Origin of the sequence: Streptomyces caelestis, assembly GCF_014205255.1 — a bacterium.
Lineage (GTDB): Bacteria > Actinomycetota > Actinomycetes > Streptomycetales > Streptomycetaceae > Streptomyces > Streptomyces caelestis.
Genome location: NZ_JACHNE010000001.1, coordinates 2,349,818 through 2,365,773, shown reverse-complemented (window position 1 = coordinate 2,365,773; position 15,956 = coordinate 2,349,818). Strand labels below are relative to the sequence as shown.

The following is a 15,956-nucleotide window of genomic DNA, read 5'->3' as shown; positions in this document are numbered from 1 at the left end:
CGACACGACCCCGTAATGTTGAGGCCGTGACCGTGAACGCTAAGACCAGCGCGAGTGCTGGCAACACCTGGCGAGACCTGCCCGCGGCGCAGCAGCCCGAGTACCCCGACACCGAGGCTCTGCGCGCAGTCGTTGCGGACCTCGAGTCGTATCCGCCGCTCGTCTTCGCGGGCGAGTGCGACCAGCTGCGCGCCCGGATGGCGGCCGTCGCCAAGGGAGAGGCGTTCCTCCTCCAGGGCGGCGACTGCGCCGAGGCGTTCGACGCGGTGTCCGCGGACCATATCCGCAATAAGCTCAAGACGCTGCTCCAGATGGGTGCCGTGCTGACGTACGCCGCGTCCGTGCCGGTGGTGAAGGTCGGCCGCATCGCCGGCCAGTACTCCAAGCCGCGCTCCAAGCCGACCGAGACCCGCGACGGCGTGACGCTGCCGACGTACCGGGGCGACTCCGTCAACGGCTTCGACTTCACCGAAGAGGCCCGGATCCCGGACCCCGAGCGGCTGAAGCGGATGTACCACGCCTCGGCCTCCACGCTGAACCTGGTGCGCGCCTTCACCACCGGCGGCTACGCCGACCTGCGCCAGGTGCACGCCTGGAACCAGGACTTCGTGAAGTCGTCCCCGTCGGGGCAGCGCTACGAGCAGCTGGCGCGCGAGATCGACCAGGCACTCAACTTCATGCACGCCTGCGGGGCCGACCCGGAGGAGTTCAAGACGGTCGAGTTCTACTCCTCGCACGAGGCGCTGCTGCTCGACTACGAGTCCGCCCTGACCCGGGTCGACTCGCGCACCGGGCAGCTGTACGACGTCTCCGCGCACATGGTGTGGATCGGTGAGCGCACCCGGCAGCTGGACCACGCGCACATCGAGTTCGCCTCGCAGATCCGCAACCCGGTCGGCATCAAGCTGGGCCCGACGACCACGGCCGAGGAGGCGCTGCAGTACATCGAGCGCCTCGACCCCGACCGTGAGCCGGGCCGGCTGACCTTCATCGTGCGCATGGGCGCCGACAAGGTGCGCGACAAGCTCCCCGAGCTGGTCGAGAAGGTCACCGCCTCCGGCGCGACCGTGGCCTGGATCACCGACCCGATGCACGGCAACACCTACGAGGCGGCCTCCGGCCACAAGACCCGCCGCTTCGACGACGTGCTCGACGAGGTCAAGAGCTTCTTCGAGGTCCACAAGGCGCTCGGCACCCACCCGGGCGGCATCCACGTGGAGCTGACCGGCGACGACGTCACCGAGTGCGTGGGCGGCGGCGACGAGATCTTCGTCGACGATCTGCACCAGCGCTACGAGACGGCCTGCGACCCGCGGCTCAACCGCAGCCAGTCGCTGGACCTGGCGTTCCTCGTGGCCGAGATGTACAGGGACCAGTAGCGGTTTCGCCTGTTACCCCGACATCGACTGGGGCGCGGATCACATACGATCCGCGCCCCAGTCGACTTTTGCGTCTCCGACCCGGCGGGTAAGGTTAGGTTAGCCTCACCGATCAACGGGGACGGCGCCTTGGAACGACCTGTCGGGAGGTGAACCGCGTGTACGTGTGCAGTTGCTTCGGGATCACCGAGCAGCAGGTCAAGCAGCACGCGGACGGCGGCGCCAGCACCCCTCGGCAGATAGCCTCCGCCTGCAAGGCGGGCACGGACTGCGGGTCGTGCGTACGCCGCATCCAGGCGATCCTGGGCAGGGGCTCGTGCCCCCGCCGTGAGCTGGCCGACCGGGGCGAGCCGGTGCTCGCGGAGCTGGAAGACGCCGCTTAGCTCGGCTGCTCGATCTGCTGCGCGAGGTAGAGCGCCTCGCCGAGCTTGTCGATGAGTTCCAGCTGCGTGTCGAGATAGTCGATGTGGTGCTCCTCGTCCTCGAGGATCGACTCGAAGAGGTTCGCGGACGTGATGTCGCCCTTGCTGCGCATCACCTCGATACCGCGCTTGAGGCGGTCGATCGCCTCGACCTCGACCTGGCGGTCGGCCTGGAACATCTCCGTGACCGTCTGGCCGACCCGTACGTGGAAGAGCCGCTGGTAGTTGGGCAGGCCGTCCAGCATGAGAATGCGCTCGGTGATCTTGTCCGCGTGCTTCATCTCGTCGATGGATTCTTCACGCGTGTACTTGGCGAGCTTGGTCCAGCCTTTGTTGTCCTGGATCCGGTAATGCAGCCAGTACTGGTTGATCGCCGTCAGCTCGCCGGTCAACTGCTCGTTCAGGAATTCGAGGACCTCGGGGTCGCCCTGCATCGCAGAGGCTCCTTCCGCGCGGGGGGAACTGGCTGGTTGCGCCGCATGATTCCACCGGCGGCGAAGATCGTCCAGTAAGTCTTCACTTACTAAGTAAGGGCATGCTTAGTTCGGATTGCCCCGTTTGGGGTGGCCCCGGTCAGGGGCATCACCCGAGGTCTGTCAGGATGGAGTCATGGGTCAGCCGGTGGGACACGAATCGGGAGAAGGGCGCGATCCGGCAGGAGCGACGCAGCCCGGGCTTCCGCCGGGACAGCGGGTCCAGCGCGGCTGGCCGGTCACGCACTACGGGCCCGTCCCCAAGTTCCGGCCCGAGCGCTGGGAGTTCAGGGTCTTCGGCGCCACGGCGGACCGCGGCAAGCACTGCTGGACCCACGAGGAGTTCACGGCCCTGCCGCACACCACCGTCGTGGCCGATCTGCACTGCGTCACGAAGTTCAGCATGCTGGGCGCCGAGTGGGGCGGCATCCCCGCGCGCACGATTCTCGACCTCGCGCCGCCCGCGGACGACGTCACCCATGTGATGGTGTGGGCCGAGTACGGATACAGCTCCAACGTCCGGCTGTCCGACTTCGCCTCCGAGCACACCCTGTTCGCCACCCACAAGGACGGTGAACTGCTCACCGCGGAGCACGGCTTCCCGCTGCGGCTGATCGTGCCCCACCTGTACGCCTGGAAGGGCCCCAAGTGGGTGCGAGGCGTGGAGTACATGACCGCCGACCGGCGCGGCTTCTGGGAGGAGCGCGGCTACCACAACATCGGCGACCCGTGGCGCGAACAGCGCTACTCGTACCAGGAGGAGCCCGGGGAGGGCCCCGACCTCTGAGGCCGCTGCGGCTCTCAGCAGTCGCGCAGCTTCTTCAGCCGTTCCACGTCCGCCGCGTGCCCTTCCTTGCCGCCCGGCGTCTCGATGATCAGCGGCACGCCCTCGGTCGCGGGGTGCGTCATCAGGGCCCGGAAAGGGTCCTCGCCGATGTGGCCCACGCCGATGTTCTCGTGCCGGTCCTTGTGCGCGCCCACCACGTCCTTGGAGTCGTTGGCGTGGATCAGCTTCAGCCGGCCCTCGCCGACGGTGTCCACCAGCAGGTCCAGCGTCTGGTGCATGCCGCTGGGGCCGGTCAGGTCGTGCCCGGCGGCGAAGATGTGGCAGGTGTCCAGGCACACGCCCAGCATCGGATGGGCGTCCAGCGCCTCGAAATACGGGCCGAAGTCCCACGTCCGCGAGCACAGGGAGGCGCCCTGCCCGGCGGTCGACTCCAGCAGCAGACACGGGTCGTCGTCGTGGGTCAGCTCGTCGAGCAGCGGCAGCAGATGCTCCCGCACCTGCTTCAGCGCCACCGACCGCTCCCGGCCGCCGGTCGCGCTGCCGGTGTGCACGACCACGCCCAGCGCCCCGATCTCCCGCCCGCGGCGCAGCGAGTGCCGCAGCGACTCCACCGACCGCTCCACGGTCGCCTCGGTGTGCGAGCCGAAGTTGATCAGGTAGGGGGCGTGGACGTACGCCGGGACGGACTCGGCCTCGCACGCGGCGCGGAACGCCTCGTCCTGCTTCGGATTGCCGGTCGGAGTGGCCCAGCCGCGCGGGTTGGCGACGAAGACCTGGACGGTTTCCGCCTTCAGGTCACGGGCGTAGGACAGGCCGACGGAGTGGAGCCCACCGGCCACGGGGACGTGGCCGCCCACGGGGTTGCGGGAGGGGCCGGACAGCTGATTGTTCACCCGTTCAGGGTGTCATGCGCCCGGCCCTGCCCTGCCCACGGGCTCCTGCCCGCCCCCGTCACCGGATCTTGATGGTGATCGTCGAGCCCTTGGGCGCGGTCTTTCCGCCCTCCACGGACTGGCCCTTCACCGTGTCGCCGAACAGACCGAGCAGTCCTCGGTCCTCGTCGACCTGGAACCCGGCGCTCTCCAGCTCCCGCGTGGCGTCGTCGACGCTGTCGCCGACCACGTCCGGGACCTCGATCATCTCGGGGCCCTTGGACACCGTCAGCGTCACCGTGTCACCCTCGGCCGCCCGGCCGCCCGGGGCCGGGCTCTGCTTGGCGATCTGGCCCTTGTCGAACTCGGAGGAATTGACCCGCTCGGCGGCGACCTTCACCTTGAGGCCGGCGTCCGTCAGCTCGGCCTTGGCATCGGCCAGGTCGTCACCGGTGACGTCGGGGATGTCGATGGGGCTGCCCTTGCTGACGACGAGCGCCACGGCCGTGCCCGCGCGCACCTTCGTGCCGTCCGCAGGCCGCGCGGAGATCACCGAGCCCCTGGGCACGTCCTCACTGAACTCCCGGGTGACCATGCCCGGCTCCAGACCGTCCTCCTGCAGCAGGGACCGTGCCTTGTCCAGCCGCTGGCCCGCCAGGGCGGGCACCCGCACCTTCTCCGGGCCGTCGGAGACGGTGAAGGACACGGAGTCGTGGAGGCGGATACGGGCGCCCGGCGCAGGGTGGGTGCCGATGATCGTGCCGCGCTTGACGGTGTCGCTGTAGGCGTGGCTGACCTTGCCGACCTCGAGCCCGGCCTCCTCCAGCTGGGCCTGGGCTTGCGCTTCGGTCTTCGACAGCAGTCGGGGGACCTCGGTGAACTGGCCCGAGTTGATGTACCAGATGCCGGTGCCGAGACCGAGCACGAGCAGGACGGCGACGACGATCACCATCGGGCCGCGCCGGGGACCCGAGCGGCGCCGGGACGGCGGGGGCGGCGGGGACTGGAAGCGGCTGGTGCGGTTGAGCGCGGCCGCGGAGCCCTCCTCGTCCTCGTTCACGGGCAGTGGGCGCGGCGTGGTCAGCGAGCGCGGGATCACGCTCGTACGGTCGTCGGCGTTGTCGTGGTCCGCGGCGAGCGCCTGCGGCGGTACCGCGTCCAGCTGCTCCACGGTCAGCGGGGCACGCCCGGCACGGACCTGCGCGAGCAGCGCCACCGCGTCGTGCGGTCGGATGTCCGGGGTGCGGGCGGTCGCCGAGGCCACCATCTCGTCCAGCTCGTACGCCAGACCGGGCACGGCGGCCGAGGGCGGCGGGACGTCCTCGTGCAGGTGCTTGTAGAGGATCACGGCCGGGGAGTCCCCGTCGTGCGGCTTGTCGCCGGTCAGCATCTCGTACAGCATCACGCCGCACGCGTACACGTCGACGCGGGGGTCGGCGGTGCCGCTCTCTATCTGCTCCGGCGCCAGGTACGAGACCGTGCCGAGCACGGTGCCGGTGGTGTTCGTCACCGTGTCCACGGCCCGTACGAGCCCGAAGTCGGCGACCTTGACCCGGCCGTCGTCCCCTATCAGGACGTTCTCGGGCTTCATGTCCCGGTGCACGAACCCGGCGCGGTGCGCGGCACCCAGCGCGGCCAGCACCGGCTCCAGGATGTCCAGGGCGGCACGCGGCTGCAGGGCCCCGCGCTCGCGCAGCACGTCCCGCAGGGTGCAGCCCGCGACGTACTCCATGGCGAGGTAGACGTACGAGCCGTCGGTGCCCTGGTCGAAGACCTGCACCACGTTCGGGTGGGCCAGCCGGGCCACCGACTTCGCCTCGCGGATGAACCGCTCGACGAACGAGCCGTCGACCGCGAGCGAGGGGTGCATCACCTTGAGCGCGAGGACCCGGTCGAGCCGGGTGTCCACGGCCCGGTAGACCGTGGCCATCCCGCCGACCGCGATCCGCGCGTCGATGCGATACCGGCCGTCGAGCACCTGCCCGGCCAAGGGGTCCTGAAGGGTCGTGTCCACGCAGGCGAGTGTACGAGCCACGACTGACAGCTCCATCGCCCCCGCGGTTTTCGGGGCGCGACTGAAGCGGACCTGTGACGTGTATCCGACCACGCTGCGGGAACAACGCCGGGTCACCCGAAAGCAGGCCGCTCCGGATCCAGCACAGCCATGCCCTCAGCCGGCGAGGACGCCTCCGCGAAATGCCGCCGAGGAATACGCCCCGCCCGATAGGCCAGCCGCCCCGCCTCGACCCCGTTCCTCATGGCGGCAGCCATCAGCACCGGCTCCTGCGCCCGCGTCACCGCCGAGGCGAGCATCACACCCGCACACCCCAGCTCCATCGCCAGCGCCGCGTCCGACGCCGTACCGGCCCCCGCGTCCAGAATCACCGGCACGCGCGCGTGCTCGACGATCAGCTGGAAGTTGTGCGGATTGCGAATGCCCAGCCCGGAACCGATCGGCGAGCCGAGCGGCATGATCGCCGCGCAGCCGACGTCCTCCAGCTTCCGCGCGAGCACGGGGTCGTCGTTGGTGTACGGCAGGACCGTGAACCCGTCGTCGACCAGCGTCTCGGCCGCCTCCAGCAGTTCGATCGGATCCGGCAGCAGGGTCCGCTCGTCGGCGATGACCTCCAGCTTGACCAGATCGGTGCCGAGGGCCTCGCGCGCGAGGCGGGCGGTGAGGACGGCCTCGCCGGCGGTGAAGCAACCCGCGGTGTTGGGCAGGACGCGAATGCCGAGCCTGTCCAGGACGGACAGCACCGAGCCGTGCACCGAGGCGTTCACCCGGCGCATCGCGACCGTCGTCAGCTCCGTACCGGACGCGACCAGCGACCGCTCCAGCACGTCGAGGCTGGGCGCCCCGCCCGTACCCATGATCAGGCGGGACGTGAAGGACGTACCACCGAGGACAAACGGATCGTCGGCCATGGTCAGCCTCCTTGGACGGCGGTGAGGACTTCCACGCGGTCCCCCTCGGACAGGGGGGTGGACGGCCACTGCGCGCGCGGGACGACGGTTTCGTTGAGGGCGGCGGCCACGCCGGACGGCGAGGTGGTGAGCGACCTCACGACGATGTCGAGAGCCGTGCCGGGCCGGACGTCCCGGGACTCTCCGTTGACGGAGATGTTCATGCGGGCTGCTCCGTGAGTGCGGTGGCGGTACTGAATCGCTTCGGCGTGAAGGGCCGGGCCTCCTCGGGGAGTTCACCCGTCGCCAGGGCGTGGGCCATGGCGTCGCCGGTGACCGGCGTGAGCAGTACGCCGTTGCGGTAGTGGCCGGTGGCCAGCAGGAGCCCTTCGAGACCGGTCGGGCCGAGCAGCGGCGCGTTGTCGGGCGAGCCGGGCCGCAGTCCGGCCCGGGTCTCGGTGAGCGGCAGCTCGGTGATGCCCGGGGCCAGCTCGTGCGCGTCGCGCAGCAGCTCGTACACGCCGCCCGCGGTCACGGTGGTGTCCCAGCCCAGCTCCTCGCTGGTCGCCCCGACGACCAGCTCGCCGCTCTCGCGCGGCACCAGGTAGACGTGGCTGCCGCGGACGACCGCGCGCACGGTCCGGCTCAGGAACGGCCCGTGCCGCTGCGGCATGGTCAGCCGTACGACCTGCCCCTTCACCGGCCGCACGGGCGGCAGCACGTCCTGGGGGACGCCCGCCAGCCGCCCGCTGAGGCTGCCCCCGGCCAGCACGGTCTGCCCGGCGTCCAGCGGGGTGCCGTCGTCCGTGACGACCCCCGTGGCCCGGTCCCGTACGACGGTGAGCCGCTCGGCCCAGGCCCGGTGGAAGACCACACCGGCCCGCTCGCACGCGGCGACCAGCGCCCCGGCCAGCCGCCGCGGGTCGATCTGGTGGTCGCCGTCGACCCGCAGCCCGCCGCGCACGCCCGGCGCGAGCATCGGCTCCAGGCGACGGCACTCCCGCCCCGACAGCCACTGCGAATCCAGGCCCGACTGCTGCTGCAAGGCGTGCAGCTCGCGCAGATGGGCCCGGTCGTCGGCGTCCAGGGCGACGGCGAGCGTGCCGCACCGGCGGTAGCCGAGGTCGTGGCCGGTCTGCTCGGTGAGCTCGGCCGCGAAGTCCGGATAGCGCCGGGCGGAGGCGAGGTTCAGCCCGAGCAGGGTCTGCTCGCCGTAGTGCAGTTCCGTGACGGCGGCCAGCATCCCGGCCGCCACCTGTGCGGCTCCGCCGCCCGGCTCCGGGTCCAGTACGGCCGTGGTGAGCCCTCGCTGCGCGGCCCGCCACGCCGTGACGAGGCCGATGATCCCGCCCCCGATGACGAGGACGTCTGACGTTCGCGTACGCGACATGGGCGTCCAGCCCCTCCCTTCGCCGGCATGACCCGGATCAGGTTCGTACGGTCGGAGGCCGCCAGCCTCCCTCTCAGCCCGGTGCGTCCGGGCTCCCGCGAGTCCCTTGCGTTGGCCACCCACCCTAGCCCGAGGCCGTATGGCGCAGTAAGGGAGCCACCGCACGGCCCGGTCCCTGGACGGTCCCGTCCTCGCCCCGGTCGCCGCGCGGGACGAGTGTTGTGGAGCAGGTCACTGCGCACGAGCACTGACTGACACAATGTCAGTTGTCTATGGTGATCAGGTGAGCGAGCAGACCCAGGAACCAGGTTCGTCCGCACCGCGGCGCGTGGTGGTGGCGGGCGCGGGCATGGCTGGTGTGCAGACCGCGGTCGCCCTGCGCGAGCAGGGCTTCACCGGCACCGTGATCCTGATCGGCGCCGAGCCCCACCAGCCGTACGACCGTCCCCCGCTGTCCAAGGCCGTCCTGCTCGGCAAGTCCGAGGGCTCCGCCTTCGACGTCGACTTCGAGGCCCTCGGCATCGAACTGCGCCTCGGCTGCGAGGTGCTGGGCCTGCGTCCCGGCGATCATGAGCTGGACACCGACGACGGGCCCGTGCCGTACGACGTGCTGGTCCTCGCGACGGGTGCCGAGCCGATCCGGCTGCCCGGGGCGGAGGGCGTGCCGGGCGTGCATCTGCTGCGCACCCTGGACGACGCCGAGCGGCTGCGGCCGGTGCTGGCCCGCCGGCACGACATCGTGGTCGTCGGCGCGGGCTGGATCGGCGCGGAGTTCGCCACGGCCGCGCGCGAGGCCGGCTGCGCGGTGACCGTCGTGGAAGCCGCCGAGCGGCCGCTCGCCGGGGCACTGCCCGCCGAGGTCGCCGCGCCGATGGCCGGCTGGTACGCCGACGCGGGTGCCGTGCTGCGCACGCACGCGCGCGTGGAGCGGGTGGAACCCGGCGCGGTGGTGCTCGACGACGGCTCGCGGCTGCCCGCGGGCGCGGTCGTCGTCGGCATCGGCGCCCGCCCGGCCACGGCCTGGCTGTCCGGCTCCGGGATCGAGCTGGGCACGCACGGTGAGATCGTGGCCGACCAGCACCTGCGTTCGTCGGCGCCTGACGTGTACGCGGTCGGCGACTGCGCCTCCTTCCCCTCGGGCCGGTACGGCGGGCGCCTGCTGGTGCACCACTGGGACAACGCCCTCCAGGGCCCGCGCACGGTCGCCGTGAACATCGTCGGCCGGGCCTCGGGGAAGACCCCGGCGGTGTACGACCCCGTGCCGTACTTCTGGTCCGAGCAGTTCGGGCGTTTCGTGCAGTACGCCGGGCATCACGCGGCGGCCGACACGACCCTGTGGCGGGGCGACCCGGCCGGGCCGGCCTGGACGGTCTGCTGGCTCCGCGGCGACCGGCTGGTCGCGCTGCTGGCGGTGGGCCGCCCCCGGGACCTGGCGCAGGGCCGCCGCCTGATCGAGTCGGGTACGCCGATGATTCCGGCCTTGCTGGCGGACCCGGCGAGGCCGCTGAAGGCGGCGACGGCGTAGCTGGGAAGGAGCGTGTGTCCGCCCAGGTGGGCGGGCCCGACTTCCGACTGTCAGTGGGGGATGGCAGGCTGGTTTCCGTGACCGAGATTGACGCAAAGATCGATGCTCTCGTCCCTGCCTGGCTCACCCTCCCCGACATCGCCGAACAGTTCGGCGTCGAGGTGACGCGTGTGCGGCAGCTGGTCAAGGAGGGCCAGCTCATCGCCGTACGCCGTGGTGAGAACCGCGCACTGCACGTCCCCGCGGCCTTCATCGACGGGGACAAGGTCGTCAAGGGCCTGGCCGGGACCCTGACGCTCCTGCGGGACGACGGCTTCACGGTCGAAGAGATGCTGGAGTGGCTCTTCACCCCCGACCCGAGTCTGCCCGGTACGCCGGCACAGGCCCTCAGCGAGAATCGCGGCACGGAGGTGAAGCGCCGAGCCCAGGCGCTCGCGGTCTGACCCGACCTCGACGACCGAACAACCGCCCGGTGCCGTGCGAGCGGGGCCGGGCCTGAACAACCGCCCGGTATGTGGGCCGGGACCCGTGGGGTCCCGGTCACGCGGCTCGCGCGCCCGATCGGGGCGTGGGCCGCCTGGGGTGGGCCGGGCGAGAGCCCTGGCGGGGCCCGTACCGGAGTCACCCGGAGCGGGGCGCTCCGGCGGCCCCCTGCCTTGCGCCGTTACGCCACCGGCACGGGTGCACCTCGCATCCGTGCGCCACCATGGGCGCATCTGCGGCGGTACGCCGTCATGGGCGCATCCCGCACCCGCACGCCACCGACAACCAGGGGGACACGCATGGCCGACACCACTGCCACCGCCACCACCGCCCGCGCCCAGCTCGCCGACGCCCGGGTCTACCTCTGCACCGACGCGCGCAAGCGGCAGGGCGATCTCGTGGACTTCCTGGACGCCGTGCTGGCGGGCGGGGTCGACATCGTGCAGTTGCGGGACAAGGGCATGGAGGCGGCCGAGGAGCTGGAGCACCTGGCCGTCTTCGCCGACGCCTGCGCCCGGCACGGCAAGCTGCTCGCGGTCAACGACCGCGCGGACGTCGCCCACGCCGCCGGCGCGGATGTACTGCATCTCGGCCAGGGCGACCTCCCCGTCCCCGCGGCTCGCGCGATCCTCGGCGACCACGTCCTGATCGGCCGCTCCACGCACGCCGAGTCCGAGGCCGCCGCGGCCGCCGTCCAGGACGGCGTGGACTACTTCTGCACCGGTCCCTGCTGGCCGACCCCCACCAAGCCCGGCCGCCACGCCCCCGGCCTGGACCTCGTCCGGTACACCGCCGCCCTCGGCACCGACCGGCCCTGGTTCGCCATCGGCGGCATCGACCTCGGCAATCTCGACCAGGTCCTGGAAGCGGGAGCCCGGCGCGCCGTCGTCGTACGGGCGATCACCGAGGCCGACGACCCGGGCGCGGCGGCGGCCGAGTTCGCGAAGAGGCTGCGGGAGAAGTAGGACGCCGGGTGTCCAAGGGGTGGACAACGAGTACACAAATCGGTCAAATGTCCGTGCCCGGTTGGGGGACCGACCGCCCCTGGCTAACCTGCCGGTATGGCCCTCGGCACCGCATCCATCAGGTCGGACCACGCGCGCACCGTCCGCGACATGCTCGCGACCGGCAAAACGACGTACTCGTTCGAGTTCTACGCCCCGAAGACACCGAAGGGCGAGCGGAACCTGTGGAACGCGCTGCGCCGGGTCGAGGCCGTGGCGCCCGACTTCGTCTCCGTGACCTACGGCGCGGGCGGTTCCACCCGCGCGGGGACGGTCAAGGCGACCGAGGCGATCGCCTCCGACACCACCCTCACGCCCATCGCGCACCTCACGGCGGTCGACCATTCGGTGGCCGACCTGCGCAACATCATCGGCCAGTACGCCGACGCCGGGATCCGCAACATGCTCGCCCTGCGCGGCGACCCGCCCGGTGACCCGATGGGCGAGTGGGTGCCGCACCCCCGGGGCCTGGCCTACGCCGCCGAACTCGTCGAGCTGATCAAGGCGTCCGGCGACTTCTGCGTGGGCGTCGCGGCCTTCCCGGCGATGCACCCGCGCTCCACCGACTGGGACACCGACGTCCGCCACTTCGTCGACAAGTGCCGCGCGGGCGCGGACTACGCCATCACGCAGATGTTCTTCCACCCGGAGGACTACCTCCGGCTGCGCGACCGGGTCTCGGCCGCCGGCTGCGACACCCCGATCATTCCCGAGGTCATGCCGATCGCCAGCGCGCGGTCGCTGGAGCGCATCCCGTCCCTCACCAACGCCGCGTTCCCCGCCGCCCTGAAAGAGCGGATCCTCACAGCAAAAGACGATCCGGCCGCTGTACGCTCCATTGGTATCGAATTCGCCACGGAGTTCTGTGCGCGGCTGCTCGCCGAGGGAGTGCCCGGCTTGCACTTCATCACGCTCAACAACTCCACGGCGACGCTGGAAATCTACGAGAACCTTGGCCTGCACCACCGACCGCAGGCCTAGACCGTTCGCACCGGTATACGACACACTGCGTAGCGGCGACTGGGAGAGGGGCGTACATGGGCTGGGCGGTCCTCTACATCGCGTTCGGCATCGTCGCGCTGTGGCTGCTGGGCGAGGTGCTCTTGCAGTACAAGGCGCGGCTGCGCTGGCGGCTGCTGGCCTTCGTCGGTTTCCTCGGTGTCGTGGTCGGTGTTCTGATCCCGTCCGTCGTCGTGATCGGACTGGGCGCGGCCGCCTTCGCGGTCGGGCAGACATACGTCACCCTGTCGTTCCGCAGCGGCTTCTCGGCCGGCTGGGTGATGAACGCGCCGATGCTGGGCGGCAGCAAGCGCCGCCGCGGTGAGCGCGGCCGCCAGGAGCCGCCCCTGGAGGTCTCCGGCCTGGAGACGGCCGACGGCGGCTACGGCGACGAGGGCGCCGACTACCGCCGCGACGCCGGTACCCCCGCCTACGGCCAGGACGACGACTACGACCGCGACGACGTCTTCACCCCGTCGCGTCCCGTCCACCCGACGGCCGCCGAGACCACCGCCGTCTACGAGCCGCAGCCCGTGCCCGACGACACCGGCTCCTACGGCGTGTACGGCGACACCGGGTACCAGGCGGGCCAGACCCACGACCAGTACGCCGCCACGGCCCAGGGCACCGACCAGTCCTACTCCTACGACTACTCGGGCTACGGCCAGCAGCAGGGCTACGAGGCCACGGACCAGCAGCAGTACGCCGCCTACTCGGACCCGTACATCGGCACGCCGACCTACGGCGGAGCGTCGTACGACACCTCCTACGGCGACCAGCAGTACTACGCCCAGCAGGGCTACGGCCAGGACCAGTACACCGGCACCTACGGCGGCGAGACCCCGCCCGGCGGTGTGTGGGTCCCGCAGCAGCGCGACACCGACGAGTACGGCCAGGAACTGCCGCCGGAGCAGCAGCCGTACCCGTACCAGGGCGACGGGCAGCAGCAGATGCCCGGGAACGGCTTCGACGAGCAGTACCGCTTCTGACGAGCAGTACCGTTTCTGACGCCTGAACGCCGTCGGGGCGGCCAGCTCACTGGGAGCCCCGGAACTCCGGTCCCTCCACGATCAGTCCCGCCACCAGCGCGCCCGACATGCCGGCGTGCGGCAGTCCGCCACCGGGGTGCGCCCAGCCGCCGACGGTGAACAGACCGGGCACGCGCGTGCTGTTGGACGGATGCAGCAGCCGCCCGCCGTCCGCCGCCAGGGCGGGCACGGGCACCGCCCCGCCCTGCGCGCCGGTCGCCTCGGCGATGTCGGCCGGGGTGCGCACCTCGTGCCAGAGGAGGCGGTCGCGCAGGTCGGGTATGACGCGTCCGGCGACGGTGACCATGTTCTCGGCGAGGTCGTCGTAGGGCTCCTCGGGCCGCGCCGGCACCACCGTCGTCAGGGTGACCGCCTCGTGGTCCGGGTCCGGGGCCAGCCCTGGGTCGTCGGGCCGCAGGACCGTGACCGTCGGGCGTGTGTTCCCCGCCGCCTCGCCGAACAGGGCGTCCAACTCGGCCTCGCGGTGCGCCGCGTGCACCACCGTGCGGTGTGCCGTGTCCTCGGGGCGGGCGCCGCGCAGGGCGAGCAGCACCGTGAGCCGGCTGGCCGTCGCGGGCTGTGGCGACACCTCGCCGTCACCGCGCACGGCCTGTGGCGACAGCCGGTCCAGTGTGCCGGGCGCGACACCGGCGACCACGAAGTCCGCCTCCGCGACCGTGCCGTCGGCGAGTTCCACGCCCGACGCGCGGCCGTCCTTCTCCCGCACCCCGGTCACGTCGGCGCCGAAACGGAACTCGACCTTTCGGGCCACACACCGCTCGTACACCGCGCGGGCCAGCTCGCGCAGGCCGCCGCGCACGTACCAGGTGCCGAAGGCGTGCTCCATGTACGGCAGTACGGCGGCGCTCGCCGGGGTGGTCCGGGGGTCCAGGCCGTGTGTCAGGGCGTGGCTCTCCAGGAGGGCGGTGAGCCGGGTGTCCCGCAGCTCCCAGGCGCCGACCTCGGCGAGCGTGCCGGCCCGGCGCGTGCGCAGCAGCCGCTTGTGGGGCACCGCCGGGTAGGGCTCGCGCTCGGCCAGCACCTGCCAGTTGGGCCAGAGCGGCTCCTCCAGGAGAGGCCGGCGGGTCCGGTCCCAGGCCTCACGGGCCCGCACCAGGAAGTCGCCCCACCGCTGCCCGGCCCCGGCGCCGAGCGCCTCGTCCAGAGCCGCCACGACGCCCGCGCGCGAGGCGTTCGGCAGCGACACCCTGGTGCCGTCCGCGAACACGTGCCGGGACGACGGGTCGACCTGGACCAGGTCGACGCACGCCTCCAGCGGCTCCTTGCCGGTCTTGACGAACAGGTCGCGGTAGACGGCGGGCAGCGGGAGCAGGCCGGGGCCGGTGTCGAAGGAGAACCCGTCGCGCTCGAAGCGGCGCAGGGCTCCGCCGTACGTGTCCGTCCGCTCGTACACCACCACCCGGTGGCCCGCGACGGCCAGCCGGGCGGCCGCCGCCAGCGCGCCCATCCCGGCGCCGATCACCGCAATCCGTGCCATGCCAGGGACTTTATCGGCCTCCACTGACAGCGCCCGCCGACAGTCCCCGCCGGCAACCTCCGAGTACGGACACGGAGGCGATCGTGACCAGCCGGCCAGGGAGCGTCCTGGGCCTGCGTGCGCAAGCCTGAGTACCTGTACCTAGTGAGCGAGTTGAGTACCCGCGCGGATGGGCGACGACCTGTGAGAACGAGAGAGTGGAGGCACGGAGAGGGGCACGGCTCCGGCACCGGCGACACGGGGCGCCGGAACGGGGCCGGGCCCACGATCCGCTCCTTCCGCCGACGGTGTCGGCGGGAGCGAGGCACGGGGGAGAACCGGGGGACGACCGAACGGGGGTCCTGCGGGGGAACGCACGGGGGAGCAGGAAAACGGGGGAGCAAGGAAGGCGCCGGTTCGAGGTGGCCCGCGGGGGACGCGGCCACAGCGGACCGGCGTTTTCACATCTGCGCCGACGAATGCTCGACGGCTGCCGCTCGGGGTGTCGCCCTCAGCGGCAGCCGTTTCGAGTGTGGCCTCAACGCCTGCCGCTCACCCGTCCCTGAAGCAGCCGGGACAGGGCCGAGTGGACGTCGTCCAGGGAGCGCTCCGGCTGGAAGGACTTCCAGTCCAGCGCGGCCACCAGGACCATGCCGACCAGCGCGGCCGCCGTCAGCGGGATGTCGATCTCGTCGCTGAACTCGCCGCCCGCCACACCCTCGCGCAGCACGTCCTCCACGACCGCGACGGCCTGCTGCCGGACCACCATCAACGTGGACTGCCAGGCCCGGTTGGTGCGCCACAGCTCGGCCACGTACAACTGCGTGAAGGCCGGGTAGCGGTCGATGAAGACCAGACCCGCGCGGATCATCGCGTCCAGGGCGTCGACCTTGCTGCCGCCCTCCCGGGCGGTTCGCTCGGCCGCTTCCCGCAGGGAGGCGGTGAGGAGGCCGACCCCGTGCCGCAGCAGTTCCTCGAAGAGGACGGACTTGCTCGCGAAGTTGTAGTAGACCGTGCCCTTCGCGACTCCGGCACGCTCGGCGATCTCGTCCACGGTCGTGGCGGAGAACCCCTGCTCGGCGATGAGCGTGACGGCCGCCTCGTAGAGCTTCTGCCGGGTGGCCTCGCGGCGCGTGCTGCCGCCCGACGCGGCACTGCTGCTTTCCATGGCCCTGATTGTCACAGGAACCTTTCCGGGGGATGTCACCGAAGG

General features: G+C 71.6%; 16 protein-coding genes and 1 riboswitch. Of the genes, 8 read left to right on the top strand and 8 right to left on the bottom strand.

Annotated elements, in window-relative coordinates:
* The first annotated feature begins 26 nt into the window (after positions 1 to 26).
* Both HDA41_RS10680 and HDA41_RS10675 read left to right on the top strand, forming a co-directional pair.
* On the top strand, positions 27 to 1,379 hold the full coding sequence (locus HDA41_RS10680) for a class II 3-deoxy-7-phosphoheptulonate synthase (protein WP_184982876.1): 1,353 nt from the start codon (positions 27 to 29) through the stop codon (positions 1,377 to 1,379).
* A 149-nt stretch (positions 1,380 to 1,528) separates the two neighbouring features.
* Complete coding sequence (locus HDA41_RS10675) at positions 1,529 to 1,762, top strand: (2Fe-2S)-binding protein (RefSeq protein ID WP_184982874.1); 234 nt, start codon at positions 1,529 to 1,531, stop codon at positions 1,760 to 1,762.
* Here the strand turns inward: HDA41_RS10675 and bfr are convergent.
* Entirely contained in the window at positions 1,759 to 2,235 is a 477-nt protein-coding gene (gene bfr / locus HDA41_RS10670) for a bacterioferritin (protein ID WP_086855270.1), read from the bottom strand. The genes HDA41_RS10675 and bfr overlap by 4 nt on opposite strands.
* Before the next feature lie 175 nt (positions 2,236 to 2,410).
* Here bfr and HDA41_RS10665 point away from each other — a divergent pair, with 175 nt between their 5' ends.
* On the top strand, positions 2,411 to 3,061 hold the full coding sequence (locus HDA41_RS10665) for a sulfite oxidase-like oxidoreductase (RefSeq protein ID WP_184982872.1): 651 nt from the start codon (positions 2,411 to 2,413) through the stop codon (positions 3,059 to 3,061).
* Between the two features lie 14 nt (positions 3,062 to 3,075).
* Here the strand turns inward: HDA41_RS10665 and HDA41_RS10660 are convergent, their stop codons facing one another.
* The 5 genes from HDA41_RS10660 to thiO form a co-directional block, all read right to left on the bottom strand.
* The gene (locus HDA41_RS10660; protein WP_184982870.1) at positions 3,076 to 3,954 is read right to left on the bottom strand and encodes a deoxyribonuclease IV; all 879 of its coding nucleotides are present in this window, start codon (positions 3,952 to 3,954) and stop codon (positions 3,076 to 3,078) included.
* A gap of 58 nt (positions 3,955 to 4,012) precedes the next feature.
* Complete coding sequence (gene pknB / locus HDA41_RS10655; protein WP_184982867.1) at positions 4,013 to 5,947, bottom strand: Stk1 family PASTA domain-containing Ser/Thr kinase; 1,935 nt, start codon at positions 5,945 to 5,947, stop codon at positions 4,013 to 4,015.
* 113 nt (positions 5,948 to 6,060) lie between these two features.
* Complete coding sequence (locus HDA41_RS10650) at positions 6,061 to 6,858, bottom strand: thiazole synthase (RefSeq protein ID WP_184982865.1); 798 nt, start codon at positions 6,856 to 6,858, stop codon at positions 6,061 to 6,063.
* A 2-nt stretch (positions 6,859 to 6,860) separates the two neighbouring features.
* On the bottom strand, positions 6,861 to 7,061 hold the full coding sequence (thiS, locus tag HDA41_RS10645) for a sulfur carrier protein ThiS (protein ID WP_184982863.1): 201 nt from the start codon (positions 7,059 to 7,061) through the stop codon (positions 6,861 to 6,863).
* Positions 7,058 to 8,227: a glycine oxidase ThiO gene (gene thiO, locus HDA41_RS10640; RefSeq protein ID WP_184982861.1), complete on the bottom strand. Its 1,170-nt coding sequence runs from the start codon at positions 8,225 to 8,227 to the stop codon at positions 7,058 to 7,060. The genes thiS and thiO overlap by 4 nt, the downstream gene beginning before the upstream one ends.
* A riboswitch (TPP riboswitch) is annotated at positions 8,225 to 8,336 on the bottom strand. (Overlaps the previous gene by 3 nt.)
* A gap of 174 nt (positions 8,337 to 8,510) precedes the next feature.
* Here thiO and HDA41_RS10635 point away from each other — a divergent pair.
* The 5 genes from HDA41_RS10635 to HDA41_RS10615 all read left to right on the top strand — a co-directional run bounded on the left by HDA41_RS10635 (position 8,511) and on the right by HDA41_RS10615 (position 13,227).
* Positions 8,511 to 9,752: an NAD(P)/FAD-dependent oxidoreductase gene (locus HDA41_RS10635; RefSeq protein WP_184982859.1), complete on the top strand. Its 1,242-nt coding sequence runs from the start codon at positions 8,511 to 8,513 to the stop codon at positions 9,750 to 9,752.
* A 77-nt stretch (positions 9,753 to 9,829) separates the two neighbouring features.
* Entirely contained in the window at positions 9,830 to 10,195 is a 366-nt protein-coding gene (locus HDA41_RS10630; RefSeq protein WP_184982857.1) for an Rv2175c family DNA-binding protein, read from the top strand.
* Between the two features lie 339 nt (positions 10,196 to 10,534).
* Positions 10,535 to 11,200, top strand: coding sequence for a thiamine phosphate synthase (thiE, locus tag HDA41_RS10625; RefSeq protein WP_184982855.1), 666 nt, complete (start codon positions 10,535 to 10,537; stop codon positions 11,198 to 11,200).
* A 96-nt stretch (positions 11,201 to 11,296) separates the two neighbouring features.
* Complete coding sequence (gene metF / locus HDA41_RS10620; RefSeq protein WP_059423235.1) at positions 11,297 to 12,220, top strand: methylenetetrahydrofolate reductase [NAD(P)H]; 924 nt, start codon at positions 11,297 to 11,299, stop codon at positions 12,218 to 12,220.
* A gap of 56 nt (positions 12,221 to 12,276) precedes the next feature.
* Entirely contained in the window at positions 12,277 to 13,227 is a 951-nt protein-coding gene (locus HDA41_RS10615; protein WP_184982853.1) for an SCO2102 family sporulation regulator, read from the top strand.
* A gap of 46 nt (positions 13,228 to 13,273) precedes the next feature.
* Here HDA41_RS10615 and HDA41_RS10610 read toward each other — a convergent pair whose 3' ends face one another.
* Complete coding sequence (locus HDA41_RS10610; RefSeq protein ID WP_184982851.1) at positions 13,274 to 14,764, bottom strand: phytoene desaturase family protein; 1,491 nt, start codon at positions 14,762 to 14,764, stop codon at positions 13,274 to 13,276.
* A 517-nt stretch (positions 14,765 to 15,281) separates the two neighbouring features.
* Positions 15,282 to 15,911, bottom strand: coding sequence for a TetR/AcrR family transcriptional regulator (locus HDA41_RS10605; protein WP_184982849.1), 630 nt, complete (start codon positions 15,909 to 15,911; stop codon positions 15,282 to 15,284).
* Positions 15,912 to 15,956: the final 45 nt, after the last annotated feature.